The following is a 14,196-nucleotide window of genomic DNA, read 5'->3' on the forward strand; positions in this document are numbered from 1 at the left end:
AATCATGACTGGGCCTGAGGTCGCTTACCTCAGGCCTTTTGCAGTATTTGCCCGGCTCCATGGAACCGGCAACGGAAAAGACGGCCTACTATGCGTGATCAATTGCCTCCACGTCGAATCAGCATGAAGCATTTCCTTCCAAGCACCGCACTGGCTGTGATGATCGGCCTGGGCAGCCTCACGCTCGGCGGCAATGCAGTGGCCGCCAACAAGTGGGACAGCCTGCAGCCGGACCGCGACGAGATCGTCGCCAGCCTCAACGTGGTGGAGTTGCTCAAGCGCCACCACTACAGCAAGCCCCCCCTGGACGATGCCCGTTCGGTCATTATCTACGACAGCTACATCAAGCTGCTGGACCCGGCGCGCAGCTACTTCACCGCTGCCGACATTGCCGAATTCGATAAATGGAAAACGCAATTCGACGATTTTCTCAAGAGCGGCAACCTGGACCCGGGCTTCACCATCTACAAACGCTACCTCGACCGCGTCAAGCAACGCCTGGACTTCGCCCTGGCCGAGCTGAACAAGGGCGTGGACAAGATGGACTTCACCACCAAGGAAACCTTGCTGATCGACCGCAAGGACGCACCGTGGATGAAGAACCAGGCCGAGCTCGACGACTTGTGGCGCAAACGCGTTAAAGACGAAGTGCTGCGCCAGAAGATCGCCGGCAAGGAACCCAAGCAGATCCAGGAAACCCTGATCAAGCGCTACAAGAACCAGCTCGCGCGTCTGGACCAGACTCGTGCCGAGGACATCTTCCAGGCCTACATCAACACCTTCGCCCAGTCCTACGACCCACACACCAATTACCTGTCGCCGGACAACGCCGAGAACTTCGACATCAACATGAGCCTGTCGCTCGAAGGCATCGGTGCGGTGCTGCAAAGCGACAACGACCAGGTCAAGATCGTGCGCCTGGTGCCGGCCGGCCCGGCAGCCAAGACCAAGCAGGTGGCCCCGGCCGACAAGATCATCGGCGTGGCCCAGGGCAACAAGGAAATGGTCGACGTGGTGGGCTGGCGCCTGGACGAAGTGGTCAAGCTGATCCGCGGCCCGAAAGGCTCGGTGGTGCGCCTGGAAATCATCCCGGCCAGCAATGCGCCTAGCGACCAGACCAGCAAGATTGTGTCGATCACCCGTGAAGCGGTAAAGCTTGAAGAGCAGGCGGCGAAGAAGTCGGTGCTCAAGCTCAAGCAGGACGGGCGTGACTACAAGCTGGGCATCATCGAGATCCCGGCCTTCTACCTGGACTTCAAGGCCTACCGCGCTGGCGACCCGGAGTACAAGAGCACCACGCGTGACGTGAAGAAGCTGCTCACCGAACTGCAAAAAGAAAAAGTCGACGGCGTGGTCATCGACCTGCGCAACAACGGCGGTGGTTCGCTGCAGGAAGCCACCGAGCTGACCAGCCTGTTCATCGAAAAAGGCCCGACCGTGCTGGTGCGCAACAGCGACGGCCGCGTCGACGTGCTGGAAGACGAAAACCCGGGGGCCTTCTACAAGGGCCCGCTGGCGCTGCTGGTCAACCGCCTGTCGGCCTCGGCATCGGAGATCTTCGCCGGTGCCATGCAGGACTACCACCGCGCGCTGATCATCGGTGGCCAGACCTTCGGCAAAGGCACCGTGCAGACCATCCAGCCGCTCAACCATGGCGAGCTGAAGCTGACCCTGGCCAAGTTCTACCGGGTTTCCGGGCAGAGCACCCAGCATCAGGGGGTACTGCCGGACATCGACTACCCGTCGATCATCGACACCAAGGAAATCGGCGAGAGCGCCCTGCCAGAGGCTATGCCGTGGGACACCATCCGCCCGGTGGTCAAGCCTGCCGCCGATCCGTTCAGGCCGTTCCTGGCCCAGCTCAAGGCGCAGCATGAGGCACGTAGCGTCAAGGATGCCGAGTTCACCTACATCCGCGACCGCCTGGCCCTGACCCAGAAGCTGATGAACGAGAAAACCGTCAGCCTCAACGAGCAGGAACGCCGTGCACGCCACGACAGCATCGAGACCAAGCAACTGGCGCTGGAAAACATCCGCCGCAAGGCCAAGGGTGAAGAACCGCTGAAAGAGCTGAAGAAAGAGGACGAAGACGCTCTGCCGGTCGAGGATGAAAACACCAAACCGGAAGACGACGCTTACCTCGCCGAGACCGGTCGCATCTTGATCGATTACCTCAGTGCCAGCACCAAGGTGGCCAAGAAGTAAGGCACGTCAGCAATGATGGCAGAATAATGCGACCTGTCATCAAACAGTCATCGTGCTGTCGTGAAATATGGGGGCCGGGCATGCAGATGCCCGGCCCTTTCATTTTCAGGAATACGTCATGACCGTTGCCGAACAGCTCAGTGCCTTGAGTGCCATCCTGGCTCAACGCAGTATTCACAGTCTGTTCCAGCCAATCGTGTGCCTGAGTGAACATAGGGTGTTCGGCCATGAGGCGCTGAGCCGTGGCCCGTCCAACAGCCCACTGCATGCGCCGCTCAACCTGTTTACCATCGCCCGCCAGGCCGGCCGCCTGACCGAGCTGGAAGCCGCTTGCCGAGAAAGCGCCTGCCGACGCTTCAGCGAGCAGCAACTGCAGGGCAAACTGTTTCTCAACATCTCGCCCGAGTCGCTGCTGGAGCCGCACTACCCCTCCGGCCTGACCCTGAAACTGCTCGAACAGGTTGGCCTGCCGCCAAGCCGGGTGGTGATCGAGTTGACCGAGCACACACCCACCGACGACTTCCAACTGCTGTCCAATGCCCTGCACCACTATCGCGACATGGGCTTCTCGATTGCCATCGACGACTTGGGCGCGGGATATTCCAGCCTGCGCCTGTGGTCGGAGCTGCGCCCCGAATACGTGAAGATCGACCGGCACTTCATTGACGGCATCCACCGTGACCCGCTCAAGCGCGAGTTTGTTGGCTCCATTCTGCAGATCGCCCGGGCGTCGAAGGCACAAGTGATTGCCGAGGGCATCGAGCTGGCGGAAGAGCTGGCAGTGCTGGTGGAGATGGGCGTGGACCTGGTGCAGGGCTACTTGCTAGGGCGGCCACAGGAGCTGGGGGTACGCGACAACGGGCTTTTACCAGCACTGACGCAGGTGCCACTGGCCGAACAACCGACAGTGCGCTTGAATGCCACGATCGGGCAGCTGCTGGAGCTGTTTGGCCGGCACCAGCACCTGGAGGCATTGGAAGTGGTGGATGCCGATGGCAGAGTGTGCGGGTTGATTCACAGAGATGCGCTGCCTGTGCCGGCCTATCCGCGGGCCAACCCGCTCCTGCAGGGTCACCACCTGTAGCGAATAGACTGGAACGGGAGCGACTCAGGCTGTTTCGGGATAGCTGTACTCGAACACCCGAACCACCTCAGAGGCATGCCACGAGGCGGCCTCCAGGCCATCGACCGGCCCGGTAAACCGCCCCAGGCGCTCGACACACTCAAAGAACCCAGTACGCGGCAAACGGCTGGCGCCTTGGCTGATCACCAGCGAACTGCGCAATGGCTGCTCGGCACGGGCATCCAGCACCGCCAGGTATTCCAGCGCGGCAGTCAGCGTTTGCATGGCCGGGCTGGGCAACTGCAAGCGCTCGATCAGTGCTCGGTAGGTCAGCAAGTGACGTTGACGACGGGCCAGGTCAAGCTCACCCAGCAGGTTATCCCAGTGCTGACGGCTGATCCTGACCTGGCTCATGATGGCTCGCTCCAGCCAGCCACCCCCAGATGCCAGGCCAAGGCGCGGCGGATGGCAGCATCTGGCTGGCGCTCACCCGATTCGATCATGGCCAGATACGCCGGGCTCACCCCGACGTTGCGCGCCAGTTGCTCAGGGGCAATGCCCTTGGCCTGACGAATATGGGCGACTTCGCTGAAGGCTGGCAGAGGTGCACTGGCAACAACGCCCTGCGCCTCACTGGAAACTGCGTCGGCAGGTGCCTGCCCTGCAGCCCTGAGCAACGCCTGATATTGCTCCCAGGGAACGACGGCGTACTCGGGTTGACCGTCCCGGCTGATGACCTGAATACCCATTACAAACCCCTTTAAAAAGGATTACAGCATGTAATCCGTAGGCATAACCCTTATGCCAATTATATTACCAACTCCGAGGTCTGTGCAGTTGAGGTGAGATTCAGGCCAGTTTCATCAGCTGTTGCGCTCCAGCCGCAGCGCTTCCGGGGTAGCCGGCAGGCGCTCGACCACGCGCAGCCGCTCGGGTGCCTGGCTATCGCGCCAAGCCTTGAAACGCGCCAACTCGTCGGCCACGGTTTTCAGCACCCAGCCCAGCACCGCGATGTCATCAAGGAAACCTACCCCCAGCAACCAGTCCGGGATGGCATCGATAGGGCTGACGAAATACAGCAGGCCAGCCACGACAGTGACCAGTGCCTTGGGGCTGATGGCGCGGTACTCCCCCCTCCACCAGGCCAGGCATAGCGACTGCAGCAGCTTCACGTCTTCGCGCAGTTGGCCGAGGCGCGGGCCTTTGCGCGCTACCGCGAACAGCAAGGCCGGCAACCGACCGCGGCTGAGCAGGCGCTCGGCCAATGGCAGGAAACGGGCAAAATTCCAGGGTGCGCTCATGGAGCCTCCAAGAGGAAAAGGTTATCCACATTTATTGTGGATAACCTTGTGAACAGGGCGAGGTTTCCGACCCCAGGTGCCTGCCAGGCAAGGGGCCCAGTCAGATCGGGCGTTTTTTACACAGTCGTTTCACGCCATGGCTACCTGCGCCGCAAACGATTTGCGTCAGAAACATCCTACTTCTTCACGCTGCATTTCTTCGGACAGTATCAGCTGTTGCTGGTTCGTCCAATCGGCACAAACGAAAACGCCCCATCAATGTGGGGCGTTTTCGACAACCAGCCAATGTTACTTGGCAGGTGCTTCTTCAGGGGCTTCGGCTTGCGGCTCGGCGCCTTGCAACTGGGCCGGGTCCTTGATGGCGATCAGTTCCAGATCGAACACCAGTACCGAGTTGGCCGGGATCAGCGGGCTTGGGCTTTGTGCGCCATAGGCCAGTTCAGCCGGGATGAACAACTTGTACTTTTCGCCGACGTGCATCAGCTGCAAACCTTCGACCCAACCTGGGATCACACCGCTGACCGGCAGGTCGATCGGGCTGCCACGTTCGACGGAGCTGTCGAATACCTTGCCGTCGATCAGCTTGCCTTCGTAGTGGACAGTGACCACGTCAGTCGGCTTGGGCTGCGGGCCGTCGGCCTTCTTGACCACTTCGTACTGCAGGCCCGAGGCAGTGGTGACCACGCCTGGCTTCTTGGCGTTTTCTTCGAGGAACTTCTTGCCGGCGGAGGCGGCTTCTTCGCTGGCCTTGGCCAGGCGCTCCTCGGCGCGTTTCTGCAATGCGGTGAAGGCCTCTACCAGCTCTTCGTCCTTGATGCGTTGTTCTTTCTTGCTAACGGCGTCTTCGATGCCGAGGGCGACTGCTTTCGAATCAAGGTCTTCCATGCCTTCCTGAGCCAGGCTCTTGCCCATGTTCAGGCCGATACCGTAGGAGGCTTTCTGCGCCGGAGTCTTCAGCTCGGGGCTGCTGGCTTGTTGATCGCAGCCAGCCAGTACCAGGCCTACCAGGGCAACCGCAGCCGCCAAACGATGCTGTTTCATGCTATTTCCTTGTTCATGCGCCATAAGGGCAATCAGGGTAAAGCCGCGAGCTTAGCAGGCGGCCATGACCAATGGCTACCGGCATAGGAGCGGGTTTTCGTAAGGAAGTTCAGTCGTTAAAAGCTTCTTCATCGAAGCGTTGCAGCCATTGGCCAGTATTGACCCTTTGTGCCGGGCTCGCCGGTTTTTTGTGGCCTTTTATTTCTGCAGGTTCTGAGGTCGGAAACATCAGGGCAGGCAGCCCCCGAAAACCTCAAGGATACCGACCCTCTCGATATTCCCCCGCCACCTCCCGCAGCACCTCGCCCACCCACTGCCCCGGCAAACTCAACGGCAAGGCGGCATTGCGGCAAATCCCCACCGACCCTCCCGGCTCGCGCACACCCAGGTCAAGCTCGACCAGTTCGCCACGGCGCAGGTCGAGCAGCACGGCATCACGCGGCGCCACCCACAGGCCATCGCTGCCCAGCAGGTAGCGCCGGCTCAGGGCCAGCGACAGGGTTTCCAGCCGCTGCGCCGGCATCTGGATGCCGCATTGCACAAACAGGCTGTCGGCGTGCTGGCGGATGGTGGTGCCGACGGGTGGCAGCACCAGCGGGTAACGCCCCACCTGCCCCCGCTCCACGGGCGTGCAGGCCAGCAGCGGGTGACCCGGGCGCACCACCAGGCTCATCGACTCGCTGTACAGGTGCTCGAAGGACAACCCCTGGATTTGCGGACTGTCGGTCATGCGCCCCACCACCAGTTCCAGCTCCCCCAGGTGAAGCTGGCCAAGCAACTGCGCGCTGACCCCGGTGACCACGCTGATCACCAGCGCTTCATGGCGCTGATGCAGGCGGCACAGCACCTCGGGCATGAGCAGGCCTTCGACCGTGGACAGCACACCAATGCGCACCTGCGACGGCGCCCGCGCTTCACCGCGCAGGCTGCTGACGCCATCGCGCAGCGCCTGCACGCTGGGCCCGGCGTAACGCATGAAGCGGGTGCCGGCCGGGGTCAGCTCGACACCCTGGCGGCTGCGCTCGAACAGGCGCGCCTCGAGCAGGTCCTCAAGCTCCTTGAGGGTCTTGGAAATCGCCGGCTGGCTGATCGACAGGCTATCGGCCGCCCTGGCCAGGCTGCCCTGCCGGGCAATCTCCAGGAAGCACAGCAGGTGGCGGTATTTGATGCGGGTGTCGAGGTTCATGGCAGCAAGCTTACCGCATCGCTACCTGCGGCGTATCCAGGTCTGCCGCCCCGTGCTCCCCGTTGCAGCCCAAACTCCAGGACCGGATCGTTATCCATCGACCACCAACACCTATCATTTTTGCCAGTACCCGCAGCTATCCGGATCGCATTAAATGAGATCGCAAAAACCACTCCCCCAGTGACAGGTCATATCATGCATCCAAATATGGTTTTTTTTGCCCAGACTCAACACAACCCCCGTGATTACCAAGGCGAGCGTCAGGAACTCAAGGCGCCCATTGACGTAACCTATGCCGACAAAGGGCACCTTCACATCGGCGAGCCTATCGCGGATCCTAGAAACGCGGTTTCGCAAATCCTGGCAAGCAACTACTATCCCGAGCGATTTTACTTGAGAGGCGTCCACAACGGCACGAAACCTTTCATTGCGCGCACCTTGAAAGATGGCGAGCTGGATACGTCTTTCAACAAAACAGGTCTTGTCTATCTGACTGACCTGAGCACAGTTTTTGATTATCATAGTTTCTCTCATATGGCCGAGGATGCGGAGGGTCACATCCTGCTCACTATGAATGATCTAACCCAAGGCTTCACACACCTGTGGAAGCTTAAGCCAAACGGAAAGCCAGATACTGATTTCGGCAGCAACAACGGCTACATCATCCTAAATAATTTTTTCAATTTTAAAGATATCACGCTCTACCAATTCACCACTTACAAGAACGACTATATCTTCTCAGGCTCCCTTGAAAACGCTCCCATCCTTTTCGTGCTCACCCATGAAGGTGTCCCACGCCAGAGCTTTGGTAAGCTAGGCATCCTCAAGATGCAAGATCTTATTCCGGACCTCCGTTATGTCATTGGGGCGCCTAAGATGCTGGAGGTTGGTGAGAAGGTGCGCATCATCATCTACACGCGCTATTTCAACGATTCGTCGAGCATAAACGGAATCGCAGCACTGACATTGTCCGGAGCGCTCGACCAGCGCTTCGCTGACAACGGGGTCTATTGGTCAAAGCCTGGCATTATCATTTATGATTTCACGCTAAATAACGCCAGTCAGCGCATCACCGTCCACGGCCAGGTGTGGTCCGAAGGGACCAGTACTCCCATGATCTATCGGCTAGACTACACAGGAAAACCTGCTAAAGAATTCAACGAGGGTCGTGTCGTATTAATCCCCATTGAGGGTGCCTGGGACTATATGACAGAGGCCGATGGAAAACTGGTAGGTTATGGTTCATTTCTCGATCGCGGCATGGCGGTGCGTTACCGTCTGGACGGCCAACTTGATACTACATTCGTGCCGCCGAATGGTTACGGTGTTTTTACGGCAATCGGGTCGCAACCAGGATTCTATGGTAACAGCCATTCCGCGACGGTAATGCCAGAAAGCCAACGCCTACTCGTAGCGGGGCGGGAAATACAGACGGGTTCCACCCCTTGTGTCATTGCCGTCTCATTGAAGCAATAAAAATGAGACTAACTGGCACTTCACCAGAGACTGCATGAAAGTCTTGAGACGAAGTTCAGGCAATGCGAAAACAGCCAAGGAAGCGGAGTTTACGGGCTGTAAACCGACATCCCGAGGCTGTTTTCAACGCAGCATCAACGCGTATCAAGACTTAAGTGCTCGACAGGATATCGGCCGCCCCGGCCAGGCTGCCCTGCATGTCCAGATCGTTGACGCACCTGTCACTTCTGCCAGTAGCCGATCCTACCGAAACATCGCTCAATAGGCGTTCAGCGGTTTTATTGTGAATGGAGCTCAACGCCATGATCCGAGTCAAGAATCACTTCCCTTCAATCCATTCAGCGCACCCGTATCGCAAGGCTGTTCAGCAGCAACCCAAGGCCCCCATCGATACCCGCTATGGCGACAACGGCCATGGCCACTTCACCAAAAGCGACCCGGGCACCTTAGGGGCAGCGACCAGCGTGCTGAGGAGCAAAGTGCGGCCGGGCCGTTTCTACGTGACTGGCCAGAAGGCCGATCCCGATGGGCTACACAGTGTTTTCATTGCCTGCCTGGACGCAAGTGGAAAGCTTGACATCACGTTCAATGGCAGCGGCATGGTCGACTTCAACACGTTGTCCACGGGTTTCTATCTGGACGCCAATGCGGTAGCGGAAGACATGTCGGGCAATCTGCTGGTGACTGTGGCGCCTCATGAGCAATCAACCACTCACTTGTGGAAGCTGACAGCCCAAGGCGAAGCCGATCCGAGCTTTGGTCAAGGGAAGGGCTATATCGACAGTCGCGCTTTGTTCGGTGTGGATCTGCTGCTGGAGAGGCTGGCCTGCCACCAGGAAGGGGTGGTGGCGACTGCGGTCAGATACGAAGCGGGGGGCTCAAAGCAGTGGTTGTCGCCCTGGACGCTCACGGTGGAAAGGACCACGGTTTCGGTGAAGATGGGCTGCTGGCCTTGAGCACTCTAATTCCCGAAAGTTCATCGCACGCGCTTGACGGCATTGCCGTTATATCCCCAGCCGCCGGCGTGCAGCGCATCGTGATATCGACTACGTTGCGACGCGGTCCGGACTGGTATGGAGTAACCAGTGGCCTGTCGCTGGCGGGGGTACTTGATGACGCATTCGGCGAGGGGGGTCACCACTGGTCAGACGCGTGGATTCTCAATAACGGCTTTTCCATAGAGGACAGCAGCAAACGCATCACGTTATACGGCCAGCACTACTCGGAAGACGACGATAGCGGCAAACCGACCCTCTACCGGTTGGATTATGAAGGTAGGCCTGCTCTTGAGTTCAATCAGGGCCAGGTAGTGCGTTTTCACATCGACGGCGGGTGGAGCCATATTGAAGAAGCCGAGGGTGGCCTGATCGGTTACGGTGGTTTCTATGCCTTCAACATGGCGGTGCGCTACCACTCAAGCGGTCAACTTGACACTCGCTTTGCCCCCCCATATGGCTACGGTCAGTTTGGAGCGTTTTCGGGGGAATTTGGCTTCATCACTCACACCGACTCGATGGTAATCGATACCGACAACCAGCGCATGCTCGTGAGCGGGCAAGACGTACAGCAGGGCTACCGACTCCCCTGCCTGCTCGCCCTCTCTCTGAGACCGGTCCAGTAGTACGCCACGGCAGAAGCGGGCAGGCTTAAAGCATTGCCGCCTGCGGCGTATCCGGGTCGCGTTGCTGGCGTCGGAACTGGCCAGGTGGCAGGCCGTGGATCTGGCGGAAACGTCGAGAGAAGTAGGCTTCGTCCGCAAAGCCACAAAGCCGCGCCACCTCGCCCACTGGGCGGCTGCCGTTGAGCAGGTAGTTGCGTGCGGCGTGCATGCGCCGCTCCAGCACCAGCTCGCTGAAGGTCTTGCCGATTTCCTTGCGCAGCCAGTGGGTCAGGTAGGTCGGCGACAGGTAGGTGGCGGCAGCGACTTTCTGCAGGTTCAGGTCGGGGTCGTCGATATGCCGGCGCAGGTAGTCGCTCATGCGGCCCAGCGCAGCACGGCGGCTGAGCTGGGCAGCGTTGCTGTCGGCCAGTTCGCGCAGCGGCTCGGCATACAGGCCACAGACCTGGCCGATCAGCTGCAGCAACAGGCCTTTGAGGATTTCGCGGGTGCCGAAACGGCGGTTGGCATCCAGCGCACGCATGCGCTCGAGGGTTTGCCGTACCTCGGCAAAGTCCGGCTCACTCAGGTAGAAGTCGAGATGCTCCTGAAAGCGGAACGGCGACAGCTCCGGCGCCTGCAGGATCGACACTTCCTCCAGGTCCATCGGGTCGCAGGCCAGGTGCGGCAGCAGGAACGTCTGGGAGAAATTGATCACCACGAAGTCGCTGTCCTCCGGATGCGGGATCACATGCACCCGGTGCGGCAGGATGAAGGCCAGGGTGTTGCGTCTGAATGGGCGTTGCACGCTGCCGATGTGTTGCACCGTGTCGCCGCCGAGATTGACCTGGATCTGGAAGTACTCATGACGATGCGGCGCGGTCTCGGCGGGACGCCCGCGCTGGTCGCGGATGTAGAAATCCATCAGCTCGCTGCGCTGCTGCATGACATAGGTCGGAACCTCGCGCTTGGGGGGCATGGGCAATCTCCGGGATACAGGCGCTTTAAGTTGTACGACGTCCAAACTCTGCAATTTAACCCCTTATGCAAAAACCTGCGCAACCGCAAATCCACGCAGCCCTCTGAGAATGCGCTATTCAACCAATATTTCAGGCGAAACCCCGGCTGAGAAATTTCTTGGACAGCACAGCACTGCCCCGCCTCCAATGAAAAAAACGGTCTAAATACCCCGTTGCATTCACCGCGTTGTACGACCACCTTAGAAAAGGGACTGCAGCCCAACCTCTACCAACAACAACAAACGAGGTCGACTCATGTCGAGCACGCCTACCCCCCGCGCCGCGTCGTCGTACACGCTGGACGCGGCCCCTGCCCAGCGCCTGCCTACCCGCCGCCGCTGGTTCATGCTGTCGCTGCTGCTGGTGGCGACCATCATCAACTACGTCGACCGGGTGAACATTTCCATCGCCGCGCCGTTCATGGCCAAAGACCTGGGCCTGGACAAGGTCGAGATGGGCCTGATTTTCTCCGCCTTCGCCTGGACCTACGCGTTGGCCCTGGTACCGGCTGGCTTCATTGCTGACCGCTTCGGCTCGCGCCTGACCTATGGCGTGTCGCTGATCAGCTGGTCGGCGGTCACCGTGGCCCAGGGCCTGGCCAGTGGCTTCGCCTCGCTGTTCGGCCTGCGCCTGGCGGTCGGCGCCATGGAGGCCCCGGCCTTCCCGGCCAACAGCCGTGCGGTTACGGTATGGTTCCCCGCTCGCGAGCGCGGCATGGCCAGCAGCATCTACGTATGTGGCCAGTACCTGGGCACCGCGCTGTTCACCGGCGCGCTCCTGTGGCTGGCGACCACCTATGACTGGCGCCACGTGTTCTACAGCACCGGCCTGGTGGGCATCCTGTTCGGCGTCGTGTGGCTGGTGCTGTACCGCGACCCGCTGAACTGCAAGAAGGTCAGCAAGGAGGAACTGGCCTATATCGAGCACGGTGGTGGCCTGGTGAAGAGCAGCCAGCAACGTACCCGCTTCGACTGGCGCCAGGTTGCCGAACTGTTCCGCTATCGCCAGATCTGGGCGATCTGCCTGGGCAAGTTCGCCAGCACTTCGGCGCTGTACTTCTTCCTCACCTGGTTCCCCACCTACCTGATCGAAGAACGCCAGCTGACGCTGATCAAGGTCGGCATCTTCGCGGTCATGCCGTTCATTGGTGCCACGGTCGGCATCCTCCTGGCGGGCATCGTCTCCGACCTGCTGATCCGCAAGGGTTACTCGCTGTCGTTTGCCCGCAAGCTGCCGCTGGTGGTGGGCTCGATGCTGGGGATGTCGATCGTGCTGGTGAACTTCACCGACTCCAATGTGCTGTGCATCGCCGTGCTGACCCTGGCGTTCTTCGCCCAGGGCATCGCCTCGTCGTCGTGGGCTGCCGTCTCGGAAGTGGCGCCAAAGGAGCTGATCGGCCTGACCGGCGGCATTACCAGCCTGGCGGCGAACATCGGCGGCATCGTCACACCGATCGTGATCGGCGCGATCGTGCACGCCAGTGGCTCGTTCGCCATGGCGTTCTGGTTCATCGGTGGTGTGGCGTTGATGGGCACACTGTCTTACTCGCTGCTGCTTGGGAAGCTGTATCGCATCGAGCTGAAGGCTGCGGGCTGAGCCAAGGCGTGTATTGACGGTACCGGCCTCTTCGCGGCTAAAGCCGCTCCTACGGGGGGACGGTATTGCCCCTGGGTTTGACGCTATCCCTGTAGGAGCGGCTTTAGCCGCGAAAGGGCCGGTCCAGGTGCCTTGGATAGTCCAACCCAACCCCGCTTTCGTCCAACTTTGCCGGCCAGCCGCTGGATACGCTGTCCACTCCAGTACGGAGGATCCACCCATGACCTACCTGTTCAACCCGCCGGCCATCGTCAGCCTGCCGATCCGCGGCAGCGATGCGCGCTTCCCGGTCGGCCGGGTGTTCTGCCTCGGCCGCAACTACCCGTGGCCGGAATCCTACGGCGCGGCGCCGCAGGAGCCTGTGTTTTTCATGAAACCGGCAAGCAACGTGGTCGAGGCACTGGGCGAACTGCCCTTCCCGCCGCAGACCGACGAGTTCTGCCATGAAATCGAGCTGGTCGCGGCCATCGCCAAAGGCGGCGCCAACATCGCCAGCGAGCATGCCCTGGAGCACGTGTTCGGCTTTGCCGCCGGTCTAGACATGACCCGTCGCGATCACCAGCGCAAGGCCAAGGCCGAGGGCCTGCCGTGGGAAGGCGCCAAGGTGTTCGAGGCTTCGGCACCGATGACCGCCATCGTCCCTGCCAGCGAATGCGACTGGCCGCTGGATACGTCGCTGTGGCTGCAGGTCAATGGCGAGGAGCGCCAGCGTGCCCACCTGAGCCAGCAGACCTGGGCATTGGCCGAAGTGATCAGCCGGCTGTCACGCCAGCTGCCGCTGCACCCGGGCGACCTGATCATGACCGGCAGCCCGCCTGGTGTGGCACCGCTGAACCCGGGCGACACGATACACGCCGGGATCGACGGCATTGGCGAGCTGCACCTGCGTGTCGGCCCCCGCCCTGCCGGGCAAACAGCCAACGCAGCCTGAACCTGACGGAGACCCGACATGACCCAGAACAAGAAAATCGCCCTGGTCACCGGTGCCGGTAGCGGCATCGGCCGCGCCGTCGCCCTTGCCCTGCTGGATGACGGCTTCAGCCTGGTGCTCGCCGGGCGCCGCGCCGAACCCCTGCAAGCCGTGGTTGCACAGGCGCTGGCAGCAGGCGGTGAGGCACTGGCCGTGCCCACCGATGTACGCGACGAGCAAAGCGTCGCGCAGCTGTTCGCCACCATCGAAGAAGTGCACGGCCGGCTCGATGTGATCTTCAACAATGCCGGCATCAACGCGCCCGCCGTGCCGGTGGACGAGCTGCCGTTGGAGAACTGGCGCAACGTCATGGCCACCAACGTCGATGGTGTGTTCCTGTGCGCCCGCGCCGCCTTCGGCCTGATGCGCCGCCAGCAGCCGCAAGGCGGGCGAATCATCAATAACGGCTCGATCTCGGCGCACACCCCACGCCCGTTCACCGCACCTTACACCGCCAGCAAGCATGCGGTGCTGGGCCTGACCAAGGCGCTGGCGCTGGATGGTCGGCCTTACCACATCGTGTGCAGCCAGTTGGACATCGGCAACGCCCTGACCGAGTTGTCCGAGCGCATGACCCGTGGGGTGCGCCAGGCCAATGGCGAGATCGCCGCCGAACCGATGCTCGACGTGCGCCATGTGGCCGATGCGGTGCGCTACATCGCAGCGCTGCCGCTCGACGCCAACGTACTGAACATGACCGTGATGGCCAGCAACATGCCGTTCGTTGGCCGTGGCTGATCCC

The 14,196-nt window shown here is 60.8% G+C and carries 14 protein-coding genes; 8 read left to right on the forward strand and 6 right to left on the reverse strand.

Features of this window, described 5'->3' with window-relative positions:
• Positions 1 to 123 precede the first annotated feature (123 nt).
• Positions 124 to 2,205 (forward strand): carboxy terminal-processing peptidase, encoded by a 2,082-nt coding sequence (locus tag AC3B5Q_RS19595; protein ID WP_172402795.1) that lies wholly within the window; start codon positions 124 to 126, stop codon positions 2,203 to 2,205.
• A 118-nt stretch (positions 2,206 to 2,323) separates the two neighbouring features.
• On the forward strand, positions 2,324 to 3,289 hold the full coding sequence (locus AC3B5Q_RS19600) for an EAL domain-containing protein (protein ID WP_021782485.1): 966 nt from the start codon (positions 2,324 to 2,326) through the stop codon (positions 3,287 to 3,289).
• Positions 3,290 to 3,313: 24 nt separating this feature from the next.
• Here AC3B5Q_RS19600 and AC3B5Q_RS19605 read toward each other — a convergent pair whose 3' ends face one another.
• The 5 genes from AC3B5Q_RS19605 to pcaQ all read right to left on the reverse strand — a co-directional run bounded on the left by AC3B5Q_RS19605 (position 3,314) and on the right by pcaQ (position 6,796).
• A complete protein-coding gene (locus tag AC3B5Q_RS19605; protein ID WP_028698000.1) occupies positions 3,314 to 3,682 on the reverse strand; it encodes a hypothetical protein in 369 nt (122 codons plus the stop codon).
• Positions 3,679 to 4,017 (reverse strand): helix-turn-helix domain-containing protein, encoded by a 339-nt coding sequence (locus tag AC3B5Q_RS19610; protein WP_021782487.1) that lies wholly within the window; start codon positions 4,015 to 4,017, stop codon positions 3,679 to 3,681. Before AC3B5Q_RS19610 ends, AC3B5Q_RS19605 begins: the two co-directional genes overlap by 4 nt.
• A 114-nt stretch (positions 4,018 to 4,131) precedes the next feature.
• Positions 4,132 to 4,569 (reverse strand): YkvA family protein, encoded by a 438-nt coding sequence (locus tag AC3B5Q_RS19615; RefSeq protein ID WP_021782488.1) that lies wholly within the window; start codon positions 4,567 to 4,569, stop codon positions 4,132 to 4,134.
• Positions 4,570 to 4,857: 288 nt separating this feature from the next.
• Positions 4,858 to 5,610 carry a BamJ family beta-barrel-assembly machinery protein gene (gene bamJ / locus AC3B5Q_RS19620; protein WP_010952765.1) on the reverse strand — a complete coding sequence of 251 codons (753 nt, stop codon included), beginning with the start codon at positions 5,608 to 5,610 and terminating at the stop codon, positions 4,858 to 4,860.
• A gap of 253 nt (positions 5,611 to 5,863) precedes the next feature.
• On the reverse strand, positions 5,864 to 6,796 hold the full coding sequence (pcaQ, locus tag AC3B5Q_RS19625; RefSeq protein WP_021782489.1) for a pca operon transcription factor PcaQ: 933 nt from the start codon (positions 6,794 to 6,796) through the stop codon (positions 5,864 to 5,866).
• Between pcaQ and AC3B5Q_RS19630 the strand changes: the two genes are divergently transcribed.
• The 3 genes from AC3B5Q_RS19630 (at position 6,764) to AC3B5Q_RS19640 (ending at position 9,893) form a co-directional block, all read left to right on the forward strand.
• Entirely contained in the window at positions 6,764 to 8,272 is a 1,509-nt protein-coding gene (locus tag AC3B5Q_RS19630) for a hypothetical protein (RefSeq protein ID WP_488392720.1), read from the forward strand. The two genes, pcaQ and AC3B5Q_RS19630, sit on opposite strands and share 33 nt — an antisense overlap.
• 302 nt (positions 8,273 to 8,574) lie before the next feature.
• Positions 8,575 to 9,228 (forward strand): hypothetical protein, encoded by a 654-nt coding sequence (locus AC3B5Q_RS19635; protein ID WP_021782492.1) that lies wholly within the window; start codon positions 8,575 to 8,577, stop codon positions 9,226 to 9,228.
• On the forward strand, positions 9,225 to 9,893 hold the full coding sequence (locus AC3B5Q_RS19640) for a hypothetical protein (RefSeq protein ID WP_021782493.1): 669 nt from the start codon (positions 9,225 to 9,227) through the stop codon (positions 9,891 to 9,893). The genes AC3B5Q_RS19635 and AC3B5Q_RS19640 overlap by 4 nt, the downstream gene beginning before the upstream one ends.
• Before the next feature lie 25 nt (positions 9,894 to 9,918).
• On the opposite strand, the gene AC3B5Q_RS19645 is transcribed toward AC3B5Q_RS19640, so the two are convergent.
• Positions 9,919 to 10,848 carry a helix-turn-helix transcriptional regulator gene (locus tag AC3B5Q_RS19645; protein WP_012053423.1) on the reverse strand — a complete coding sequence of 310 codons (930 nt, stop codon included), beginning with the start codon at positions 10,846 to 10,848 and terminating at the stop codon, positions 9,919 to 9,921.
• A 295-nt stretch (positions 10,849 to 11,143) separates the two neighbouring features.
• Here AC3B5Q_RS19645 and AC3B5Q_RS19650 point away from each other — a divergent pair, with 295 nt between their 5' ends.
• The 3 genes from AC3B5Q_RS19650 (at position 11,144) to AC3B5Q_RS19660 (ending at position 14,192) form a co-directional block, all read left to right on the forward strand.
• Positions 11,144 to 12,484 (forward strand): MFS transporter, encoded by a 1,341-nt coding sequence (locus AC3B5Q_RS19650; RefSeq protein WP_021782494.1) that lies wholly within the window; start codon positions 11,144 to 11,146, stop codon positions 12,482 to 12,484.
• 220 nt (positions 12,485 to 12,704) lie between these two features.
• Entirely contained in the window at positions 12,705 to 13,415 is a 711-nt protein-coding gene (locus AC3B5Q_RS19655; RefSeq protein WP_021782495.1) for a fumarylacetoacetate hydrolase family protein, read from the forward strand.
• 18 nt (positions 13,416 to 13,433) lie between these two features.
• Complete coding sequence (locus AC3B5Q_RS19660) at positions 13,434 to 14,192, forward strand: SDR family oxidoreductase (protein WP_021782496.1); 759 nt, start codon at positions 13,434 to 13,436, stop codon at positions 14,190 to 14,192.
• The last annotated feature ends 4 nt before the right edge of the window (positions 14,193 to 14,196 follow it).

This window comes from Pseudomonas sp. D5(2026), assembly GCF_057766845.1.

Coding starts and splice junctions, on each gene's coding strand:
- AC3B5Q_RS19595 (WP_172402795.1), top strand. CDS start 124: ATGAAGCATTTCCTTCCAAGCACCGCACTGGCTGTGATGATCGGCCTG.
- AC3B5Q_RS19600 (WP_021782485.1), top strand. CDS start 2,324: ATGACCGTTGCCGAACAGCTCAGTGCCTTGAGTGCCATCCTGGCTCAA.
- AC3B5Q_RS19605 (WP_028698000.1), bottom strand. CDS start 3,682: ATGAGCCAGGTCAGGATCAGCCGTCAGCACTGGGATAACCTGCTGGGT.
- AC3B5Q_RS19610 (WP_021782487.1), bottom strand. CDS start 4,017: ATGGGTATTCAGGTCATCAGCCGGGACGGTCAACCCGAGTACGCCGTC.
- AC3B5Q_RS19615 (WP_021782488.1), bottom strand. CDS start 4,569: ATGAGCGCACCCTGGAATTTTGCCCGTTTCCTGCCATTGGCCGAGCGC.
- bamJ (WP_010952765.1), bottom strand. CDS start 5,610: ATGAAACAGCATCGTTTGGCGGCTGCGGTTGCCCTGGTAGGCCTGGTA.
- pcaQ (WP_021782489.1), bottom strand. CDS start 6,796: ATGAACCTCGACACCCGCATCAAATACCGCCACCTGCTGTGCTTCCTG.
- AC3B5Q_RS19635 (WP_021782492.1), top strand. CDS start 8,575: ATGATCCGAGTCAAGAATCACTTCCCTTCAATCCATTCAGCGCACCCG.
- AC3B5Q_RS19645 (WP_012053423.1), bottom strand. CDS start 10,848: ATGCCCCCCAAGCGCGAGGTTCCGACCTATGTCATGCAGCAGCGCAGC.
- AC3B5Q_RS19650 (WP_021782494.1), top strand. CDS start 11,144: ATGTCGAGCACGCCTACCCCCCGCGCCGCGTCGTCGTACACGCTGGAC.
- AC3B5Q_RS19655 (WP_021782495.1), top strand. CDS start 12,705: ATGACCTACCTGTTCAACCCGCCGGCCATCGTCAGCCTGCCGATCCGC.
- AC3B5Q_RS19660 (WP_021782496.1), top strand. CDS start 13,434: ATGACCCAGAACAAGAAAATCGCCCTGGTCACCGGTGCCGGTAGCGGC.